This is a genomic window from Nocardioides sp. AN3, from assembly GCF_054653495.1.
Map to the genome: position 1 here is coordinate 142945 of NZ_BAAIGC010000003.1, position 17956 is coordinate 160900.

The following is a 17956-nucleotide window of genomic DNA, read 5'->3' on the forward strand; positions in this document are numbered from 1 at the left end:
CCGACTCATTTCCCGAGTAGCAAACGTAAAACGCGCCGTAGCGGGCAGCCAGACTCATTCGACCCAAGTTCCATGGTCCGTTGTGACTAGTCATCTCGAGTCATATCCGCGCGGGGGGACGTCGCCGCGAAGCCGGATCTGCTAGTGGGGTCACGTAACCTAGGCGCCATGCCAAGCCCCCGCACCGATCGCCTCCCGGCCTCTCGTCTGCTGCCGCATCTGGGCGTGATGCTGGTCGTCGCCGCCGTGCTCGGCGTGGTCGTCGCGGGGCTCGCGATCCCGTTCGCAGGCATCGCCGGCATCGGTGCGCGCAACGTCGCCCGGAGCATGGACGACCTGCCCGCGACCCTGGAGACCGGCGACCTCGCTCAGCGCACGCGGATCGTCGACAGCAACGGCAAGCTCATCACGACGCTGTACGACGAGAACCGCATCAACCGCCCGCTGAGCCAGATCTCGCGCAACATGGTGCAGGCACAGGTCGCCATCGAGGACTACCGCTTCTACCAGCACGGCGCCCTCGACCTGAAGGGCACGCTGCGCGCGTTCGTCACCAACCAGGCCAACAGCGGTGTGGTCCAGGGCGGCTCGTCGATCACCCAGCAGCTGGTGAAGATCACGCTGCAGCAGCAGGCGAAGACGGCCGCCGAGCGCAAGGCGGCCACCGAGGACTCCTACGCGCGCAAGATCAAGGAGCTGCGCTACGCCATCGCCCTGGAGCAGGCGCACACCAAGGACTGGATCCTCGAGCGCTACCTCAACGCCGCCTATTACGGCGACGGGGCGTACGGCGTCCAGGCGGCCGCGAAGCACTACTTCAACGTCAACGCCAACAACCTCTCGCTGACGCAGGCGGCGACCCTGGCCGGCCTGGTGAAGAACCCGACGGGCTACGACCCGACGAACTCACCCGACCGGGCCATCGCCCGCCGCAACGTCGTGCTCGACCGCATGGCGCAGCTGCACGTCATCACCCCCCAGCAGGCAACCCAGGCAAAGGCGTCCCCCCTCGGGCTCGACGTGCAGCCCGCCCGCAACGGCTGCGTGAACTCGACGGCGCCGTTCTTCTGCGACTTCGTCGTCAGCTGGCTGCTCAAGAACGGCCAACTGCCGGGCAAGAGCGACAAGGAGCGGATGGAGTATCTCCAGTCGAGCGGTCTGACCATCAAGACGACGCTCGACATGCGCTTCCAGCAGGCGGCCGACAAGTCGGTGGCCGCCCACGTGGCCCCCACCGACCAGGCGATCGGGGCGCTGGCGATGGTCGAGCCGGGCACGGGCAACGTGAAGGGGCTGGCCCAGTCGCGCCCGATGGGGAGCAACAAGAAGAAGGGTGAGACCTACCTCAACTACGTCGTGCCGCAGGACTACGGCGACTCGAACGGGTTCCAGGCCGGGTCGACGTTCAAGCTGTTCGTGCTGGCCTCCGCGATCGAGTACAACGGCTTCCCGCTGCACCAGAAGATCAACTCACCCGCGCAGAAGACGATCCCCGAGGCTAACTACCGCGGCTGCCCCGGAGACGGCAACCGGGTCGGGGTGTGGCCGGTGCACAACTCGACGACGAGCGGCATGATGGACGCCTACTCCGGCACCCGCGAGTCGGTGAACACCTTCTTCGCGCAGCTCGAGGAGATCACCGGGCTGTGCAACCCCTACAAGCTGGCCCAGTCCATGGGCGTGGAGCTCACCAACCCCACCGGGCCGCACGCGGAGCGGGTTCCGACCTTCACGCTCGGCGTCCCGAGCGTGAGCCCGCTCGAGATGGCGGGGGCGTACGCGACGGTGGCCGCCCGCGGCCTGCACTGCAACTCGCGCCCGGTCACCGAGATCGACGGCGCCGACGGGAAGCCGGTCAAGCAGTACCCCAAGTCGTGCCAGCAGGTGATGGCCCAGGGCACCGCCGACGCGGTCAACGACATCCTCCGCGGGGTCCAGGAGCCGGGCGGCTTCGGCGGCGACGCAGGGCTCGGGCTGAACATCCCGAGCGCCGCGAAGACCGGCACCATCGACAGCAACATGACCGTCTGGTACGACGGCTACACCCCCACCCTGGCAACCGCGTCCATGATCGCCGGAGCCAACTCGCTGGGCCACTGGATCACCCTGAACGGCCAGCACCTCAAGGGCGGGTACGTCGTCACGGCACACGGCTCGACCACGGCGGGCCCGATGTGGGGCGACGCGATGCACGTCATCCAGCAGTGGCTGCCGAACGAGGACTTCGTCAAGCCCGACCCGAGCGTGATCGCCGGCATCCAGGTCGGTGTCCCCTTCGTGGGCGGCATGTCGATCAGCCAGGCGAAGGACACCCTGCACCGGGCCGGCTTCAAGGTGAACGTCGGCGGCAAGGTCTACTCCGGCTACGCCGTCGGCACCGTCGCCTACAGCAGTCCGTCGGGCAAAGCGGCCAAGGGCAGCCCCATCACGATCTACCCGTCGGCCGGCCCCCAGCCGAAGAAGAAGCCGTCGGGCAAGAAGCACCGCGGTGGCGGCGGGGGGAACCCGCAGACCACCTTCCCGTTCGGGAACGGCAACGGCCACGGGTTGGGCAACGGCCGGGGTCGCCACTGACCCGCCCGAGCGGACGCTCCGTCTCGCGGCTCAGGCGCCCAGCTGGCGGCGTACCTCCGCGGCGACGGCGGCGCCGTCGGCCCGACCGCGCACCTGGGGCTGGACGACGCCCATGACCTTGCCCATGGCGCGCATCCCCTCGCCGGCCGCCCCGACCTGCGCGATCGCGGCCGTGACCAGGTCGGCGATCTCTGCCTCGGAGAGCTGCTCGGGCAGATAGTCGGCGATCACCGCCGCCTCGGCCTGCTCCTTGTCGGCGCTCTCCTGCCGGCCGCCCTCGGCGAACGCCGTCGCGGCCTCGCGGCGCTTCTTGGCCTCGCTCGTGAGGACGCCGATGATCTCGTCGTCGGAGAGCTCGCGCGACTCCGTGCCGGCGACCTCCGCGTTCGTGATGGCGGTCAGCACCATCCGCAGCGTCGAGGACCGCACACCGTCGCGCGCCTTCATGGCGGTCGTGAGGTCACTGCGCAGCTGCTCCTTCAAACCCATGTGGGCCATTGTGGCAGCCTTGCGCCATGCCCCTCGCCTCCCCCGAGACCGGACGCAGCATCAGCCGCACCTTGGGTACGACGGCCGCGACGGGCCTGCTCGCCGGAGCGGGACTGACGGCGTACGCGCTGTGGGAGGCGCGGCAGTACACCCTGCGTCGGGTCACCGTGCCGGTCCTGCCCGCCGGGGCCGATCCCCTGCGCGTCCTGCACCTGTCCGACATCCACCTCGTGCCGAGCCAGCAGCGCAAGGTCGAGTGGCTCAGCTCCCTCGCCCTCCTGCGCCCCGACCTCGTGGTCAACACCGGCGACAACATCGCGCACCGGCACTCCGTCCCGGTGCTGGCCGAGGCCTTGGGGCCGCTGCTGGAGGTGCCCGGGGTCTTCGTCCTCGGCTCGAACGACTACTTCTCCCCCCGTCCCCGCAACCCGTTCCGCTACGTGCTGCCGGACACCGGCAAGCGGCACATCAACGTGCCGCAGCTGCCGTGGCGTGACCTGATCACGACGCTCGGCTCCGCGGGCTGGGTCGATCTCAGCAACAGGCGGGCGGCCGTGCAGGTCGGCGACTTGTCGATCGCCTTCGCCGGCGTCGACGATCCGCATCTGGGCTACGACCGGCTCGGCGACATCGACGGTCCGGCCGACCTGCGCGCCGACCTGCGGCTCGGCGTCGCGCACGCTCCGTACCTGCGGGTGCTCGACGCCTTCGCCCGCGACGGCTACGACGCCATCCTGGCCGGCCACACGCACGGGGGCCAGGTGTGCCTGCCGAGCGGCCGGGCCCTGACCACCAACTGCGACCTCGACGCCGCGCGCGCCCGCGGCCTGCATCGGCATCCCGCCGACTCGGTGCCGGGCGAGCTCGGGTCGGCGTGGCTGCACGTCTCGGCCGGGTTGGGCACGTCGCCGTACGCCCGGATCCGGGTCGCCTGCCGCCCGGAGGCGACCCTGCTCACGCTGGTCGATGCCGATTACAGGTGACGCTTCAGGCTCCGGTATGCTCCCCTGCTTGTGAGCCTCCGCCGCGTGGCGGGACGCTCGCAGACTCGGGGTGTGGCGCAGCTTGGTAGCGCGCTTCGTTCGGGACGAAGAGGCCGCAGGTTCAAATCCTGTCACCCCGACCAGATTCAGGCGTGGAGACCACCGGTTTCCACGCCTGAAGGCATTTGAGACTTGATCGGTGTACCAGAAACTCACCACATTGAGCCGGGTCGGGTCGGCTCAGCGACGTCGACGCCCGTGGCCACTCGTCGGCTGATCACGCCCTTTCGGGACGTGGAGGTGGGGCGTTGAGCAGGCCACGTACGCCGATCGGGACCTTCGGCGACATCTCGTTCCAGACCATGCCCAGCGGGCAGGTGCGGGCACGCGTGCGCTTCCGCGACGACGACGGGCAGCTGCGGCAGGTCACCGCGACCGGCACCAGCCGGCGCAAGGCCGAGACCACGCTCAAGTCGAAGCTGCTTGAGCGGCCCGAGCAGCTGCGCGGCACCGGAGAGCTGACCCCCGACACACCCTTCCCCAAGCTCGCGGAGATCTGGCTGGCCGAGCTCGACGCCGAGGGGCACCTCTCCACGAGCACCCGGCAGCTGTACGAGCGCGACCTGGCCACGATCGTGCTGCCCGCCTTCGAGCACTACACGCTGCGCGAGATCTCGATCAGCAAGGTCGACCGCTTCCTCAAGGCCCAGGCCACGCTCAGCTACTCGCGGGCCAAGCACGCGAAGCTGGTCCTCAGCCTGTGTCTGGGACTGGCGCTGCGGTGGGAGGCGATCGCGCGCAACCCGGTTGCCGGCACGACCCGACTGCGCAAGCCGCCCACCGCCGCCACGTCGCTCACTGCGGCGCAGGTCGAGGCGATCCGCCGCGCGGCGCGCGGCTGGCGGCGCAGCGGTGGACTCGTTGGGCCGAAGCCGGACGGGCAGTTGGAGGCGATCATCGAGGTGATGCTCGGCACGTCGGCGCGGATCGGGGAGGCACTGGCCATCCGCAAGTGCGACGTCGATGTCACCAGCACGCCCGCGACGGTGCGGATCTGCGGCACGGTGGTCTCGCCGAAGGGAATGGCGACCTATCGGCAGGACCATCCCAAGACCTCGAGGTCGAGCCGGACGGTGGCCGTTCCCAGCTTCACCGCGCAGGTGCTGCGGCTGCGACTGGCGGCGCTGGCCGATGAGGATCCGGAGCACCTCATCTTCCACAGCCGCAACCACACGCCGTTGACCACGGCCAACGTACGGCGCCGGCTGCGGGCGATCCTGGCCGAGGCCGGCATCACCGGCGTCACGCCGCACTCCTTCCGGCGCACCGTCGCCACGGTGATCGACCGGGCCAGCGGCGCCGACCTCGCCGCGGAGATGCTCGGCCACACGTCCTCGCGGATCACGAAGCTGCACTACATCGAGCCGAACGAGCGAGTGAACCCGCTGACCGCCCAGATCCTGGAGTCGCTGGCTCCGCAGGGAACCGCGGACCAAACAGCCGACGAACCAGGGACCGACTGACAGGTCGCGCCTGCTGTCGTCGCCGGCTACGCCTGGGTGCCGTCGAGCATCCGCTGCAGCGACTCGACCCGGATCCGCAGGGTCTTGGTGCCGATCCTGATGGCTTCCAGATGCCCGCTGTCGACGTAGCGCCGAACGGTGCGCGTCGATACCGACAACATGGTGGCGGCCTGCGCGAGCGAGACCACCCGGGGTGTGACAGCGACCGTCATCCGAGCCTCCTGGAGAAGTAGCGGCCATGCGCCGCCACCCCCTCAGGGCCTCGGCCGGCGACGAGTGGCCACCGCCGCGGGTCCGTACCCCCGGTCCTCCACCCGACCTCACCCCCGGGTCCCCTCCGCGCACATTCCGCTCCCTCGACCCGCGCCCCCCTCTCACCACCCCACCCTCCACCGCGCCGTCCCGTCGCCTCCCCACCCCCTACTTCCTTCACCACACACCTCTTCCATCGCCCGACCGGGCGTGGCCACCCGCCGTCCCGGTGGGCCCTGAGGGGATGTGATGACACTGCGGAAGCTGTCGGCCGGAACCGGGTATGAGTACCTGACTCGGCAGGTCGCCGCGGACGACAACGAGCTCGGGCGCACCCGGCTCGGCGACTACTACGCAGCCAAGGGCGAGTCGCCTGGCCGGTGGATCGGGTCGGGCGTGGCCGGCCTGGCCGGGGTCGAGCCCGGCGACCTGGTCTCGGCCGAGCAGATGGGCAACCTGTTCGGCACCGGTTGCCATCCGGTCACCGGCACGGCACTCGGGGCGGCCTACCGCGTCTTCGAACATGACGGCGTCGACGGCTTCAACGTCGAGGTGGCCCGTCGTGTCGAGGCGCTCAACCGCACGGTCGGCCGGCCGGCGAAGGCAGCCGCGCCCCTGGTCGAGGTGGCTCGGATCCGTACCGAGCTCGCCCGCGAGCGATTCGTGGCGGAGCGCGGCCGCGAGCCGGTCAGCGTGCGCGAGCTGGCGGGAGCCGTTGCCCGCTACTCCCGCCCCCAGCAGACCGCGGTCGCCGGGTTCGACCTGACCTTCAGCCCGGTGAAGTCGGTCTCCGCGCTGTGGGCGGTCGCCCCGCCCGCGGTGGCCGCAGCGATCGAACAGGCCCACCACGCCGCCGTGGCGGACGCGCTGGCCTTCATCGAGGACCGGGCACTGTTCACCCGCGAGGGCCGCAACGGCGCCCGACAGGTCGAGACGCGAGGGCTGATCGCGACCGCATTCACGCACCGCGACTCCCGAGCCGGGGATCCGGACCTGCACACCCACGTCGCGGTCGCGAACAAGGTCCAGACGCGCGATGGCCGGTGGCTCGCGATCTACGGCCGGGTGCTGCACCAGTACGCGGTCGCCGCCTCGGAGACCTACAACACCATGCTGGAGCGGCACCTGGTCCAACGGCTCGGTGTGCGGTTCGCCGAGCGACCCGGCGCCTCGGCTGACAAGCGGCCCGTGCGCGAGATCGTCGGCGTCTCCCCTGACCTGTGCGCGGCATGGTCACGACGGCGCGAGGACATCGTGACGCGCCAGCGGAGCCTGGCGGCGGAGTTCACCCGCGCCCACGGGCGGCCACCGACCACGGTGGAGTCGGTCGCGCTGGCACAGCAGGCGAACCTGGAGACCCGGCAGGCCAAGCACCCACCGCGGTCGGAGGCCGAGCAGCGCGCCACGTGGCAGCGCGAGGCGAACGGCGTGCTCGGCTCACCCGAAGCGCTCTCGGCGATGGTTCGCGACGCGTTCGAGCCGGTGGCAGCCGAGCAGCCCGCGCCAACCGCCGCGTGGGTCGAGCAGACGGCGCGACGTGTGATCGACGAGCTCGAGGCTCGCCGCGCCACCTGGCAGCGCTGGCACATCATCGCCGAGGCCCAGCGGCAGATCCGCGATGTCGCGGTCCCCGCTGCACTCGTGGGCAGCGTTGTCGAGCAGGTGGTCGGCGAGGCGTCCCGGTGGATGGTCGATCTCACACCTGAGCTGGACCCGCTCGCGGAGCCGGTCGCCCTGTGCCGCTCGGACGGGACCAGCGTGTATCGCCATAGCGGTCACGAGCACTACTCCAGCCGGCGGATCCTCGACGCCGAGCACCGCACCATCGAGGCGGCCGGCCGCGACGGAGGAGTCGCATTGACGGCGGACGACGTTGACCTCGCGATGCTGGAGGCGGCCGTCGAAGGCACCCGCCTCAACCCGGGCCAGGTCCAGCTGGTGCACCGGCTGGCGACCAGCGGCCGGCAGGTCGAGGTGGCGCTGGCTCCGGCCGGGACCGGCAAGACGACGGCGATGCGCGTCCTCTGCGAGGCCTGGCGCCAGTCCGGACGAGAGGTCGTCGGTCTGGCTCCCTCGGCTGCGGCAGCGGCAGCGCTGGCCGAGGCGACAGGGATGCGCTGCGAGACCCTCGCCAAGCTCACCCACGATCTGGCCTGCGGCTCACCCTCGGCGCTCACCTCGGCGATCGTCGCCGGGACCCTGGTCATGGTCGACGAAGCGGGCATGGCCGACACCCCGACGCTGGACCACGTCATCAGTCACGCACTCGGGTGCGGCGCCGCCGTGCGCCTGATCGGCGATGACCGCCAGCTCGCCGCCATCGGAGCGGGCGGCGTCCTGCGCGACATCGCCCGGCAGCACGGCGCCGTACGGCTCGATGAGGCGGTGCGGTTCGACGACCCTGTCGAGGCCGAGGCGACAATGGCGCTGCGCGACGGGGACTTGTCCGCGATCGGGTTCTACCTGGACAACGGCCGGATCCACGTGGGCGATGTCGAGAGCAGCGTGAGCGGGGTCTTCGACGCGTGGCGACTCGAGCGCGCCGCAGGACGGGACTGCCTCATGCTGGCTCCGACCCGAGGTCTGGTCGCCGACCTCAACGCGCGAGCGCGGACCGATCGGTGTGCGGGCATCCCGGCAACGAACGAGGTCGGCTTGGCCGACGGCAATCGGGCCAGCCTCGGCGATGTCGTGATCACTCGGCGCAACGATCGGCGGCTCAGCCTGGGCGGGACCGACTGGGTGAAGAACGGCGACCGCTGGCAGGTCACCGGCGTCGTCGGTGGCTCTCTCGCCGTGCGGCACCTGACCAGTGGCCTCTCGACGTCCCTACCGGCCGACTACGTCCTCCGGCATGTCGAGCTCGGATACGCCTCGACCGTGCACACCGCACAGGGCGTGACCAGCGACGTCGTGCACGGACTTGTGACGGGCACCGAGGACCGCCCGCTGCTCTACACCATGCTGACGCGGGGCCGGGCCGAGAACCACCTCCACCTCATCAGCGACGCCGAGGCGGCCGGAGAGCCTGATCAGTTCGTCCTGCCAGGGGTGGTCGAGCAGCTGACGGCTGCCGAGGCGTTGCGGCGGGTGCTGGCCCGCGACGGTGAAGCGATCTCCGCCTCGACGGTGGCCGCCGATGCCCGACGGCCGGAGGCGCTTCTCCACGACGCGGTGACACGGTATGACGACGCCGTCAGGCTGGCCGCTCGACGGTGCTGTGGGCCTTCCGCAGACGACGAGGTCGATGCGGCGGCGGGAGCCGGGCCGCTGCCGTGGCTGCCGGGTATCCCACCCAGCGTTGTCGAGCAACCGCAGTGGTTGGACTACCTCGAGGCGCGTGCATGTCGTGTCTCCGAACTGGCGAGGCGGGTCGCCGAGGCCTCCGCGGAGGCGGAACCGGTCTGGGCTGCTCGGAATCACGACATCCTCACTCCTCGACTGCGGGCCGACCTCGCGGTGTGGAGGGCGGCCGGCGGCGTCGCCGACGACGATGTCCGCCTCTTGGGTGAGCTTGGCGACAGCACCACACCGGCGGGCCGCCACGGACGGGATCTGGCCCGGCAGGTCGGAGAACGGCGCACCGATGCCGTCCGCGCCTGGGAGACCCGGGTCATCGCCTTCATCGGGCGGCCCGACGAGTCCACCACCGACCTGGCGGTGACTCTCGACAGCCTCCAGCGAAGGGGCCACGATGTCGGCCGACTCCTGCGGAGAGCCCTCGCTCGCGGGCCGCTGCCCGAGGAGCACACCAGCGCTGCACTCGACTACCGCCTGCGCGCTGAGATCCGCCGCGCTGCTCGCGTTGTGCGAAAGGCGACTAAACCCGTCGAGCCGCGCCCGGTGCCGAGCCGCCGTGCGTCGCGACCTGAACTTGGGATTTGAAGTCGGCGTCCTTGAGCTCGGTTCGATACGTCCGGGTCGAGACCTCGACGGGCGCCGCTTGAGGATCTGCCGAAGCGCTCGCCGGAAGGTCGCTCCGCCGCCGACGCGCCGTTGAGAAGTGGCACTGCTCGCTAGTTGTTCCAGGGGAAGTTGGCGACGGCATTCCGGTCGTCGCCGGTCATCGTCGAGCCCGTGCGAACGTCCTCACTGACCTGCGCAGACGCTTCGACGGACATCGTCGGTCGCGTTGGAGCTCGTCGGGCTCGAACGGACTTCTTGCGGACTGTTTGCGGACCGCACGGTCCGATCAGGCGACCCCGAGGAGACTGCGTGCCGCCAGATCCGACGCCACCCGCCATCACCCCATGCGGGCCGAGTCCAGCAACGTCAGCGTTGGAGACCAGCTGCTGGCGACCCGTATCGAGCACGACAATGCGTCCGCGGACATCACCTACAAAGATCGCCCGTTTCCTGCTCGAACAGCGGCCCGCAATCGGACGGGATGCGTAGATATTCTGAGATCGGTTCCTCTCGTCGGGCATCGACGGCAACGCAAGTCCCAGTCTCGGCCACGTCCAACACGGCAAAGGCAAGGTCCGAGACGAGCATTCGCTGGGCGCCATCGGGGTAGGTGGGTCTCCTTGGTCATGCGGTTTCCGCAGGAAGCGTGCCAGTCGGGTGTTGCCACCCCGGACCTCTCCTCCGGGCGGGCAACTTCGCCGGTGGCAACGCCATGTCCTCGGCCGGTTCGACCACGGCGCGGGTCCGCAGCGTCGTTGAAGGTAGGGCTCGCTGCCAAACGTTGATCCGACCGGCGGTGAACAACGCGGCCATGCTGTCGCCCGTACACGCCACCTGGTAGGCGACTTGCACCGGATCGGTTTGTTCCCGCCAGGAGAGCCGGCAGCGATCGCCCACCGCCTCGACCCGTTCGATCCCCGGCGCGACACAAGCACGGGACGCGAGCCCGTCATACGTCGGCAGCGGCACGGCATCGAGAGGCGGCAGTGGAAGGTCGGCGAAGTCGAAGTCCGCTTGAAAACCGCGATCCTCTCAATGGAAGTCGAAGGGGAAAGCCCAAGCAGGTGCCGCCTTGCTTCCTCGCCGATCTCGGGGTGCATCGCGCGAAAATCGGCTGCTGCCTGTGCCGCCATCGATTCTCTGTCCGGGGCCTCGATGCCCGCACGGGATAGATAGAAGTCGTCCTACAACGGTCGGACCTCGGGCAAGAGGTCGGACGTGATCACTGAACCGACCTCGAGACCCACACGTCCTCATCGCGAGCAGGAGACGAAGAGCGCCCTGGCCAGACCACGATCGGATGGGCTACTCGGGCTTTGCTATCTATAACTATCGCCTCCAGGCGACTTCGCTGTTCTTCAACGGTCTCGCCCTGGATCTTCGAGCGGTTCAGTTGGCCCTGTCCCGCGTCGCATGGACGTCAGCGTGTGGTTCGAGAAGATCTGTACGGAGAAGATCGCTCACAGCCTCGATATGCGCCCCGTACTCCACCGGCGCGGCGCCAACCGGGAAGCGCTCAAGGATGCCGTCGTGGAAGGTTGCCAGCGCCGGCGACGGCGTGCGACCCTGGCGCGCGAGCGTATGCGCCGCCACGATCGAGAGCAGCGTGAGGTTCTGGTCCAGTGCCTCCCCCGCCTCCTGAGCCTTCCGCCAGGCCAACACGTCAAGGGTCCCGGTGTCGGTCTGGCCAGTTGCGGCGATGCTGGTAAGGGTCGCAGTTGCCGCAGCTCGCGCCTCTTCCGCCCACCCCGCAGACGTCATGTAGAAGAGGTTGATCTGAGGCTCGGGCTCCAGTGCCGTCAGGCCGTTGGGGTCCTCGACGAGCTGGTTGACCTGGGCGGTGACGATCTGGCACAGGTCTGCCCACGACCGGGCCGCCGCATCGATCGACGGCGACGCGAGAGCGTTGTGGTAGCCCCCGTTCGACACGATCTCACCGAGAGGCGGCTCAGCATCGGGGCCGACGAAGATCGGGTTGTTTGACGACGCCGACAGGGCAACGCTCGCGCAGTCCTCAATCATCTCCTGACACCGGATGGCCCATCCGAACAGTCGAGGTGCGCTCCTGAACGACACCGGTGCTTGGTAGGCCCGCTGCTGGTCGTCGCGGCCGTCGAGCAGCACGCGCAACCGCATGAGAGCCGCCGTCTGATGCCGGTCGTTCCACGCCTCCTCAAGGTGCTTGCTGTAGTGCGCGGCGGGAGCTCCGGTGGCAAGCGCGGCGAGGGCGAGGGTGTAGCCGACCCTACTGAGCCGGCGGCGCCCGGCTAGCGCGGTGTCGCACAGCACGGCCGCTGCGACGGGCGAGCCGTTGACCAGAGCCATGCCCTCGCCGAGCTCGAGAGTGCCCTCGAACTCGGCACGGAACAAGTGGCTGAGCGCGATGATGTCGCCGGGCTCTCCGTGTCCACGTGCCGGCACGGGCGGAAGCTCCGAGTCAAGCATCTCGACAATCCTGGACGCCGTCTCTGGCCGAAGGCAGGCGGTGCCGTTGAGAACGTCAGCCAGCCTCGCGATAACGATCATTCTGGTCACGCGCTCGGGTAGCTGGTCGCCGACGGTGGCGGGGATCGTCGGCAAGCGGGACGCGTACTCATCTCGGTCGGCTGCCTCCAGGACGGTCTTGGCCCCGATGTGATGACGGGTCGTGATGCCGTACAGGTGACGGTCGAGGTTGCCTTCGACGAAAGCCAAGAACTCCTTGCGCCGTTGGGTGATTCTTGCGATGCCGGTCTTGCCGAGTCGGAGCTGTTCGCCGTCAATTCCGACGCGTGCCATGAGCGCGAGGGTGAGGTCGGAACTGCTGTCGATGGTCTGGATGAGTCCACTCCTGTTCATGATCGGTGCCTGCCGGGGCCGGCGCCGGCTGGCGGTTGGGATGGTGGTGTCGCCGGCGTCCGGTCGAAGTGCTCGTCGACCAGCGATCGAACGAACTGCGAGACCTCTAGAGGTCGGTGGCCATACAGAGATCCGTGGCCCATCCCGGGCAGTTCGTGGTAACGGGCGTTCGGAGCAAGCGCGGCGAGCTCGGCGCTGTATGCCGGCGGGGCACATACGTCCTCGGAGAAGCAGACGACTTCGAGCGGGACCGTGACGTCAGGCAGTCGGTCGGCCAAGTTGAAGGTCAGGCAGGGCTCCCACTGCGACTCGATCGTGGCCTCGTTGTTCTCGACCGCCTCCTCAGACTCGAACGCCTCGCGCAACGCCGCCCACAGCTCACGATCCTGGAGCGCTTTGGCCGGGTACATCATCGCGGCGTAGTGGGTGGCCGAGAATGCCGGCTCGAGCCTCTTGCCATCCCGTCGGAGGGCGATTTCCGCGCGCATGTAGTCGCCGATCCAGCCTTGGTCACCCCGCGCCGCGCCAGCCAGTGAGATCCCTAGCTCCACCAGGTCGGGACGCTGAGCAGCCAGCTGCAGCATGATCAGCGCGCCGAGGGAGTGACCGACAATCACGGCTGGCGCGTCGCAGACCGCCTCGATGAGCTCCGCGGTGTCGGCCGCCATGTCCGCGACGGTCCACGGCAACGGCACGTCGCACCGTGTCCCAACGGTGCCTCTGTTCTCGAAGGTGGTCGACCGGTAGGAGTCGGCGAAGGCGGCGGCATAGTCGGCCTCCCAGTCTGAACCGTGGCCTCCTCCCCCGGCGATCCAGACGACGGGAGGGCCTTCTCCGACCTGGGCGTAGGTCGTGTGAAGCTGCGCGAGCTGGATGTTTGTCACTGTCCGGCGGCCTCCGGGCCCGAAGTGATGAGCAGGTTGTCATCGCTAGGCTGCCGTGTCAGTGACGCTGCCCAGTCCTCGAGGTTGGCATCGGCGACCGCGATCTTCTGGCGCTCCTCGCCCAGATCGATGGATCGGGCGAGCACGTAGTAGAGGGCGGCAGAGACGGCCATCCCGATGAAGGCGGCGATGTCGTATCCGAGCTTCTCGCCGATCGGGCCCCACCACCAGGCCGTGACGGCGAAGGGGATCATGCACACCAGAGATACGACGTAGGCGGTGTAGCCGCGCCAGTTCCAGCTCCCGTACAGGCCGTGCGGGTTGAAGATCTCGCGGATCGAGTACTGGCCACGTCGCACGAAGAAGAAGTCGACGAGGTTCGTGGCCGTCCACGGCGCCAGCGCGTAGAAGAGGATCGTCAGAAAGTTGCTGAAGTTCGTGATGAAGCTCCCCGATGCCTGGAAGGCGATGAAGAGAGAGATACCACCGAACGCCGCGGCGATGATCGGGCGCACCGCGGGGTGGGGCGTGGTCGGCCGGAAGGAGTCGGCGACGCTCATCAGAGTGAGCGAGCCGCCGTAGGTGTTCATGCAGACCAGGATCATGGTGCCCAGCAGTGTGACCGCCAGAACGATGTTACCGAGCCCGTTGAAGACGTCGTCGCCGACCGTCGTGACTGCGGTGACGAGGTCGAGGGTAGGGAGGCCGGCGGTGATGACGGCCGCGATGCCGGCAACGACGATTGCTGTGATGGCCATGCCGAGGTAGGTGCCGAAGAAGGACGCCTTGGTGCTCAGGTGCGGCAGGTAGCGCGTGTAGTCGGACACGTATGGCGCCCACGCGAGTGTGGCGACCGCCATGGCACTTGCCTGGACCATGAAGGCGGCCATGTTGAAGTTGGCGAGGTTCCCACTTCCGGCAGGAAGGTCCACGACGAACGGTGCAGCGACCGCGATGATGACCAGTGCAGCGACGAAGGCCACCGTCGTCCACCGCGAGACCTTGTGGACGACCTCGTAGCCGCCAACGGCGAGGGCTACGGCGATCAGTGTCGTCACGATCATGCTGGTGTTGGTGTTGACGTCGACGAGTACGGAGAAGGCCTGACCCATGAGGATGATCGCGAAGATGTTGATGCCCAGGTAGGCAACGATCGCGATCACGTAGATCAGCACGGCACCGAGGTAGCCGTACTGAGGTCGTGACTGGATCATCTGCGGGATGCCGAGCTGCGGTCCTTGTGAGGCGTGGAACGCCGCGAAGAAGGTGCCGAACAGCCCGCCGACGGTGATCGCGATCAGCGACCACATGAGGTTGAGGCCGCTGAAGACACCCAGCGTTCCGATGGCCAAGCCGGTCAGGTTCGCCGAACAGGCGATCCAGACCGGGGTCACATGCCAGGGCTTGCCGTGGCGCTCCTTCAGGGGGATGTACTCGATGGCCCGCTTTTCGATGATTCCCTTGGATTCAGCGGTTGGTGCCGCCTGACCAACTTCGGACATGGGTCGTGCTCCTTCTTCCTCGTTCCGAGGTTCTGCCGATGGGCGGGGCTGCCCCGAGTTGTCGTCCCACACGAAGCATCACGCTGCAGATGACGTGCGTCACACGCGCGTTCCGCAGTACGGCACGGTTCCGGGCCCGGGCACGCCGACCTACGATTCTCGCACTCGGCAACACGAACCCTGCCCGGCGTGAGCGTCGGACATCCGGTCCGGCCAACCGCCGATTGCATCGTTCGTCTCGGCGAGAACGCCGGCGGGCACGGCCAGTTGGCCGTGCCCGCCGGTCGCCCGTCTCCCGTGCGTCGCCTTTCTGTGCTGAGGGCACTGGCAGGCATCCGTTCCTCAGTCAGACAGTGCAGTTCGGGTCTGCAGCAAGGGTGAGTGCGATGTCGATGATCATGTCCTCCTGACCACCGACCAGGCGGCGCCGTCCGCATTCCATCAAGATGTCGCGGACGTCGACGTCGTAACGTGCAGCGGCGTTCTCCGCATGCCGCAGGAAGGATGAGTAGACCCCGGCGTACCCGAGGGTCAGCGTCTCCCGGTCGACGCGAACCGGCCGGTCCTGCAGCGGGCGGATGATGTCGTCGGCGGCGTCCTGAAGCCGGAACAAGTCGCATCCGTGCTTGAAGTCGACGAGGTCGGCGACTGCGACGAAAGCCTCAATCGGACAGTTGCCCGCCCCGGCGCCGTGACCGGCCAGGGAGGCGTCGACGCGCCGGACGCCGTTCTCCACCGCGACGACAGAGTTAGCCACCGACAGCGAGAGGTTCTCGTGGGCGTGGATGCCGATCTCGGTCGCCGGGTCGAGCACGTCGCGGTAGGCCCGCACACGCGCCGCCACGTCGTTCATCGTCAACCGGCCCCCGGAGTCGGTGACATAGACGCAGTGCGCACCGTAGGACTCCATCAGCTTGGCCTGCCGCGCCAGCTCCTCGGGCGGCGCCATGTGGGAGAGCATGAGGAAGCCCGAAACGTCCATGCCGATCTCGCGCGCCGTCGCGATGTGCTGCGCGGAGACGTCGGCCTCGGTGCAGTGTGTCGCGACACGCACCGAGCGCACACCAAGGTCCCAGGCCCGCTGCAGTTCGTGGATCGTCCCGACCCCGGGCAGGAGGAGCGTGGTGAGCCGCGCCTGCTTGAGAACGGAGGCCGCCGCCTCGATCCACTGCCAGTCGGTGTGGGAGCCGGGCCCGTAGTTGAGCGACCCGCCCGCCAGCCCGTCGCCGTGCGCGACCTCGATCGCGTCAACGCCGGCTTCGTCGAGCGCGACGACGATGCGCTTGACGTCTTCAGGCCTGATCCGGTGGCGGACGGCGTGCATGCCGTCGCGCAGCGTGACGTCCTGGACGAAGATCGGGGTGCTCACTGGGCCTCCTCCTTCGCGGCGGCGATGCGCTCGGCCATCTGCAGGGCGGCCGAGGTCATGATGTCGAGGTTGCCGGCGTAGGCCGGAAGGTAGTGCGCTGCGCCCTCGACCTCGAGGAAGACCGAGACCTGGTGCGTCGGGCGGCTCGCCCCGGGCTCAACCAGCGTCTCGACCGGCTGGTCGTCGGGGATTTCGGTGATTTGGACTTGCTGCTTGAGCCGGTAGCCGGGCACATAGGCGGCGACGTCGCTGACCATCTTGTCGATGCTCGCGGTGATTTGCTCGAGGGTCGAGGGGTCCGGAGCGTTCACCAGCGCGAGCACCGTGTCGCGCATGATCAACGGCGGTTCGGCGGGGTTGAGGATGATGATCGCCTTGCCACGCTGGGCGCCGCCGACACCGACGATGGCGGCCGAAGTGGTCTCGGTGAACTCGTCGATGTTCGCCCGCGTCCCCGGACCGGCCGACTTCGAGGCGATCGACGCCACAATCTCCGCGTAGGGCACCGGCACGACCCGGCTGATCGCGGCGACGATCGGGATCGTCGCCTGGCCGCCACAGGTCACCATGTTCACGTTGGGGGCGTCGAGGTGCTCCTCGAGGTTGACCGCCGGGATCACGTACGGGCCGATCGCGGCCGGGGTCAGGTCGATGAGCCGCTTGCCCAGCGGCGCTAGCTTCTGTGCATTGGCGATGTGTGCCTTGGCCGAGGTGGCGTCGAAGACGATGTCGATGTCGTCGAAGTCCGGCAGGGCCATGAGCCCGGCTACACCTTCGTGGGTCGTCGCGTATCCGAACCGAGCGGCCCGAGCCAGACCGTCTGAGGCCGGGTCGATCCCGACCATCGCTCCCATCTCGAGGCGCTCACTGCTGCGCATCACCTTGATCATCAGGTCGGTGCCGATGTTGCCCGATCCAATGATGGCGACCTTGGTCTTGCTCATCAGTTCTCCTCAGAAGGAAAGGTGGCTGAAACGGTCCCCAGCCCTGAGATGGAGACGGTCACGTCAGCACCCGCAGTGACCGGGCGCATCGGACCGAGGGCGCCCGACAGGATGACCTGACCGGCACGGAGTGGATCGCCGAGCTCCCGGGCGGTGCGCGCGAGCCAGGCGACGGCATTGAGGGGGTCACCGAGGCACGCGGCGCCGTTGCCAGACGAGACCTCTGTGCCGTCGATCGACATCGACATCGTGACGTCGGCGGGGCTCACCTCTTCAAGGGTGCGGCGGTCGTTGCCGAGCACGTAGACGCCCGCAGAGGCGTTGTCGGCGACGGTGTCGCCGAAGCTGATGTCCCAGCCTGCGACGCGGCTGCCGCAGACCTCGATCGCGGCGACCGCGTAGTCGATCGCAGAACGCACCTGGTCGGCGTCGAGGTCGCCCTCGGCGAGGTCCTCCTTCAGCACGAACGCGACCTCGGCCTCCACGCGCGGCTGTAGCACCGCGCTGAACGGGATCGCGTCGCCGTCGGAGAACGCCATGTCGTCGAACAGCACCCCGAAGTCGGGCTGGTCGACGCCGAGCTGCTGCTGGACGGCGGGGGAGGTCAGGCCGATCTTGCGCCCGACCACACTCACCCCCGAGTCCAGGCGTGCCTGGACGTTCAGCCGCTGGACGGCGTATGCAGCGTGCAC

The 17956-nt window shown here is 68.7% G+C and carries 12 protein-coding genes and 1 tRNA gene; 5 read left to right on the forward strand and 8 right to left on the reverse strand.

The genetic code is table 11. The annotated features are described in order from the left end of the window. Nucleotides 1-168 precede the first annotated feature (168 nt). Nucleotides 169-2574 carry a penicillin-binding protein gene (locus ACYQ1K_RS05155; RefSeq protein WP_459981738.1) on the forward strand — a complete coding sequence of 802 codons (2406 nt, stop codon included), beginning with the start codon at nt 169-171 and terminating at the stop codon, nt 2572-2574. Nucleotides 2575-2604: 30 nt separating this feature from the next. Here the strand turns inward: ACYQ1K_RS05155 and ACYQ1K_RS05160 are convergent, their stop codons facing one another. Further along, nucleotides 2605-3072, reverse strand: a complete 468-nt coding sequence (locus ACYQ1K_RS05160) for a GatB/YqeY domain-containing protein (protein ID WP_459981739.1) — start codon at nt 3070-3072, stop codon at nt 2605-2607. Nucleotides 3073-3089: 17 nt separating this feature from the next. On the opposite strand from ACYQ1K_RS05160, the gene ACYQ1K_RS05165 reads away from it, so the two are divergent. The 3 genes from ACYQ1K_RS05165 (at nt 3090) to ACYQ1K_RS05175 (ending at nt 5569) form a co-directional block, all read left to right on the forward strand. After that, nucleotides 3090-4046, forward strand: a complete 957-nt coding sequence (locus ACYQ1K_RS05165) for a metallophosphoesterase (protein ID WP_459981740.1) — start codon at nt 3090-3092, stop codon at nt 4044-4046. Nucleotides 4047-4112: 66 nt separating this feature from the next. Continuing rightward, nucleotides 4113-4189 (forward strand) — tRNA-Pro (locus ACYQ1K_RS05170). Nucleotides 4190-4354: 165 nt separating this feature from the next. Beyond that, nucleotides 4355-5569, forward strand: coding sequence for a tyrosine-type recombinase/integrase (locus tag ACYQ1K_RS05175; RefSeq protein ID WP_344043145.1), 1215 nt, complete (start codon nt 4355-4357; stop codon nt 5567-5569). Nucleotides 5570-5595: 26 nt separating this feature from the next. Here ACYQ1K_RS05175 and ACYQ1K_RS05180 read toward each other — a convergent pair whose 3' ends face one another. Continuing rightward, entirely contained in the window at nt 5596-5781 is a 186-nt protein-coding gene (locus ACYQ1K_RS05180) for a helix-turn-helix domain-containing protein (protein WP_344043143.1), read from the reverse strand. 289 nt (nt 5782-6070) lie between these two features. Between ACYQ1K_RS05180 and mobF the strand changes: the two genes are divergently transcribed. Further along, a complete protein-coding gene (gene mobF / locus ACYQ1K_RS05185) occupies nt 6071-9706 on the forward strand; it encodes a MobF family relaxase (RefSeq protein ID WP_459981741.1) in 3636 nt (1211 codons plus the stop codon). Between the two features lie 1410 nt (nt 9707-11116). Here mobF and ACYQ1K_RS05190 read toward each other — a convergent pair. The 6 genes from ACYQ1K_RS05190 to ACYQ1K_RS05215 form a co-directional block, all read right to left on the reverse strand. Then, on the reverse strand, nt 11117-12565 hold the full coding sequence (locus ACYQ1K_RS05190; RefSeq protein ID WP_459981742.1) for an aromatic amino acid lyase: 1449 nt from the start codon (nt 12563-12565) through the stop codon (nt 11117-11119). Then, complete coding sequence (locus ACYQ1K_RS05195) at nt 12562-13449, reverse strand: alpha/beta fold hydrolase (protein ID WP_459981743.1); 888 nt, start codon at nt 13447-13449, stop codon at nt 12562-12564. Before ACYQ1K_RS05195 ends, ACYQ1K_RS05190 begins: the two co-directional genes overlap by 4 nt. Beyond that, nucleotides 13446-14951: a purine-cytosine permease family protein gene (locus ACYQ1K_RS05200; protein WP_459981744.1), complete on the reverse strand. Its 1506-nt coding sequence runs from the start codon at nt 14949-14951 to the stop codon at nt 13446-13448. Before ACYQ1K_RS05200 ends, ACYQ1K_RS05195 begins: the two co-directional genes overlap by 4 nt. Nucleotides 14952-15297: 346 nt before the next feature. Then, nucleotides 15298-16320 (reverse strand): 4-hydroxy-2-oxovalerate aldolase, encoded by a 1023-nt coding sequence (gene dmpG / locus ACYQ1K_RS05205; protein ID WP_459981745.1) that lies wholly within the window; start codon nt 16318-16320, stop codon nt 15298-15300. Then, on the reverse strand, nt 16317-17264 hold the full coding sequence (locus ACYQ1K_RS05210; RefSeq protein ID WP_459981746.1) for an acetaldehyde dehydrogenase (acetylating): 948 nt from the start codon (nt 17262-17264) through the stop codon (nt 16317-16319). Before ACYQ1K_RS05210 ends, dmpG begins: the two co-directional genes overlap by 4 nt. Then, nucleotides 17264-17956 (reverse strand): 2-keto-4-pentenoate hydratase, encoded by a 693-nt coding sequence (locus ACYQ1K_RS05215; RefSeq protein WP_459981747.1) that lies wholly within the window; start codon nt 17954-17956, stop codon nt 17264-17266. Before ACYQ1K_RS05215 ends, ACYQ1K_RS05210 begins: the two co-directional genes overlap by 1 nt.

Bases quoted from the DNA above. Each gene is read 5' to 3' on its own strand.
- ACYQ1K_RS05190 (WP_459981742.1), bottom strand. From the start codon at position 12,565: ATGAACAGGAGTGGACTCATCCAGACCATCGACAGCAGTTCCGACCTC.
- ACYQ1K_RS05180 (WP_344043143.1), bottom strand. From the start codon at position 5,781: ATGACGGTCGCTGTCACACCCCGGGTGGTCTCGCTCGCGCAGGCCGCC.
- ACYQ1K_RS05210 (WP_459981746.1), bottom strand. From the start codon at position 17,264: ATGAGCAAGACCAAGGTCGCCATCATTGGATCGGGCAACATCGGCACC.
- ACYQ1K_RS05165 (WP_459981740.1), top strand. From the start codon at position 3,090: ATGCCCCTCGCCTCCCCCGAGACCGGACGCAGCATCAGCCGCACCTTG.
- mobF (WP_459981741.1), top strand. From the start codon at position 6,071: ATGACACTGCGGAAGCTGTCGGCCGGAACCGGGTATGAGTACCTGACT.
- ACYQ1K_RS05160 (WP_459981739.1), bottom strand. From the start codon at position 3,072: ATGGCCCACATGGGTTTGAAGGAGCAGCTGCGCAGTGACCTCACGACC.
- ACYQ1K_RS05200 (WP_459981744.1), bottom strand. From the start codon at position 14,951: ATGTCCGAAGTTGGTCAGGCGGCACCAACCGCTGAATCCAAGGGAATC.
- ACYQ1K_RS05155 (WP_459981738.1), top strand. From the start codon at position 169: ATGCCAAGCCCCCGCACCGATCGCCTCCCGGCCTCTCGTCTGCTGCCG.